Below are 2,613 nucleotides of genomic sequence, written 5' to 3'. Positions count from 1 at the left end.
CCGCGTATCCGCGTACCCGTCGCTGGATGAGCACCGGCCCGTCCAGCCAGAACGCCTTCCGACGCTCTTGAAGGCCCCGCACCAGCACGGCCGGACCGACGACGGCGGGGAAGGCCAGCAGCACGAAAGCCGCGGTGCCCTGCCCGATCAGCACCAGGACGAGCGAGATGACCGGCGGTACGAGAGCAAGAGGTGCCAGCAGCGTCCAGAAGATGGTCCAACTCTTCGACGTCGCCCCTATCGACAACCGCTGCCCGCGCGTCACATCCCCCACCGCCCCTTCTCACCTTTGGGGATGGGACGCAGCAAGGCAGCACAAGGTTCATCGACGATGGCAGCGCGAGAACTGAGCCGCCCATCGCCCGACCGCCGTCCCTCACCGTTTCCGCGCACACGGCTAGCGCGGGTCGGCGAGTCTGCCGGCGCTTAGGACTCGGACGGTGTCGGGTCTGGGGTGACGTGCCATGCGCTGGTGGGTGGGCCCGGTTGCCTACACCAGCGTCCTCCCCGAGGTCGCCCGCGAAGCCGCCGAAGCCGCCGCAGCCCTGGTGCCAGGGAAGATCCCGGCTGAGGTAGACCGGCCTTCCGTCCTCCCCGCGTCCTCCCAAGGTGAGGAAGAGTAACCCCTCACCGCGGGCACATGACGTGTGTACGCAAGCCACATAGGCGATGCGTTGAGTGGGTCGCGTGGGATTCGAACCCACAACTTACGGATTAAAAGTCTGGAGCTCTCGTATCAGATCAGTGCTCTCAGTGTCAGGCTATACCGCTCTGGCACGGGGCCGACCAGCTCTCCGATCTGCGCGGCCCGCGACCGCTCGAACCGTCCCCGCGCACGCGGGGATTGGTTGCGGCCGAGAGAAGCAGGAACGTTTGTGCGTCGGCTTGAGCGACGACGGTCAGGGGTCTGCGGGGGGCGGTGATGTTGATGAGATTCAGCGACGGTGAGAGGGTCCGACCTGCACGGTAGGCGGATTGCCTCTACCGCGGCGAAGGCGACGATCCCGAGGCGGCCGAAGGCAACCGGGCCGTCAGCCCCTATCGCACCGACCTGCGCGGGACCCCGCCTGGGCCGATCTGAACGCGGTCGCCGGCCCGGCGCCCTCGTACATCGGAGGCTCCTGTTCCCTCGCCGGGACGTCGAATCCAGGGAGGCGGACTAATACCGCTGTGCGTACCAGGTCGGTTGCTCGCCGAACATGCCTTTGAAGTCGCGGATGAAGTGGCCCTGGTCGGCGTAGCCGAGGTCGGCTGCCAGCGCGGCCCAGTCGATCGCCCCGCCGGCTGCCATGCGTGCGGTCACCTCGTGCAGGCGGTAGCGGCGGATCACCCACTTGGGCCCGATGCCGACGTACTCGGCGAACAGTCGTTGCAGCCCCCGCATGCTCAGCCCGAGCTCGCCGGCGAGGTGTTCGACCCTGGCCACGGTCCTGTCCTTGGCGATCAGCTCGACCGCGGCCACCGCCTGGCTCGCCCGGGGGTCGTCGTCCGGCAGGTGTTCCAGCAGGAATGCGTCCACGGTCGGCGCGTCGAGCGTCGTGGGCAGGTCCGGGCCGAACACCTCGATCGCCGGGACGACGCGGTCGGTGATCGTCGAGACGCAGGCGCCGAGGAACAGGCGGAAGCAGCCTGGCCGGAACGCGACGCCGAAGACGTGGTCGCGGCCCTCGAGGACCTTGATCTGGTAGCCGCTGCACACGCCGTTGACGTCCGCACGGCCGCCGCCGAACGACAGGTGCACGTTCGGGTACGGCACGATCTTCTGCCGGTAGGGCTCGGCGTAGTCCCAGCGAGCCTCCCAGTACCGCTCCACCCATGGCGCGAGCGCCGGCGACGGGTCGTGGAACGTGTGGCGCTGATACCTGGTCCACCCACCACGCAGCTCACGAACGTCCCGCTCCACATGCCAAAGCATATGTCGCCTTTGTCCAATACCCCTCCGGCGCGGGCCACCTAGTGTCCCTGCCATGTCACATCTGTCCAACGCTGCCGAGGCAATGGCCGCGGTCGTCCGCACCATTAACGACGACCAGCTCGCCAACAAGACTCCATGCACGGAGTACGACGTCCGGGCACTGGTCAACCACCTCCTGTTCTGGGGCCCATCACTCGCCGGCGGCGGCCGCAAGGAGTCCGTTCCGCAGCCGGCGGCTGCCGAGTCCGATGTGGACCTGGCGGCCGGCGACTGGCGCGGCCGCCTGCTCGCGCTGCTGGACGACATCACCTCGTCGTGGGCGCCACCGAGCGCCTGGGAGGGCGAGACGAGCATGGGCACGCCGCAGACGCTGCCCGCGCCCGTCCTGGGCGACATGATCACCGGCGAGCTGGCCATGCACGCCTGGGACCTGGCAGTCGCGACCGGGCAGCGACTGGAACTACCCGCCGACCTGCTGACGCATCTGCACGACACGGTGTTCGCCAGCGTGGAGCAGGGACGCGAGATGGGCATGTACGGACCACAGGTCACGGTGCCCGCCGACGCACCCTGGAGCGCCCCGGGTTGGGTGGAGGCCCTGAAACCTGGAAGGGTGAGGGGCTATGGCACCCCCGAGAAAGTACTCCGTTGAGCTGCGTGAACGCGCGGTCCGTATGGTCTTTGAGCTGCGCGAGCAG

General features: G+C 68.4%; 3 protein-coding genes. 1 reads left to right on the top strand and 2 read right to left on the bottom strand.

The window, feature by feature from the left end:
• Positions 1–274: hypothetical protein (locus ETD96_RS43275; protein WP_138642270.1), on the bottom strand; the 274-nt coding region annotated here is incomplete at its 3' end.
• 885 nt (positions 275–1,159) lie between these two features.
• Complete coding sequence (locus ETD96_RS43270) at positions 1,160–1,903, bottom strand: helix-turn-helix domain-containing protein (protein WP_205719755.1); 744 nt, start codon at positions 1,901–1,903, stop codon at positions 1,160–1,162.
• A 64-nt stretch (positions 1,904–1,967) separates the two neighbouring features.
• On the opposite strand from ETD96_RS43270, the gene ETD96_RS43265 reads away from it, so the two are divergent.
• Complete coding sequence (locus tag ETD96_RS43265) at positions 1,968–2,567, top strand: TIGR03086 family metal-binding protein (RefSeq protein ID WP_138642269.1); 600 nt, start codon at positions 1,968–1,970, stop codon at positions 2,565–2,567.
• Positions 2,568–2,613: the final 46 nt, after the last annotated feature.

Source organism: Actinomadura geliboluensis (genome assembly GCF_005889745.1).
GTDB lineage: Bacteria > Actinomycetota > Actinomycetes > Streptosporangiales > Streptosporangiaceae > Spirillospora > Spirillospora geliboluensis.
The sequence above is the reverse complement of the archived record's forward strand: the minus strand, read 5'-3'. Positions and strand labels throughout refer to the sequence as shown.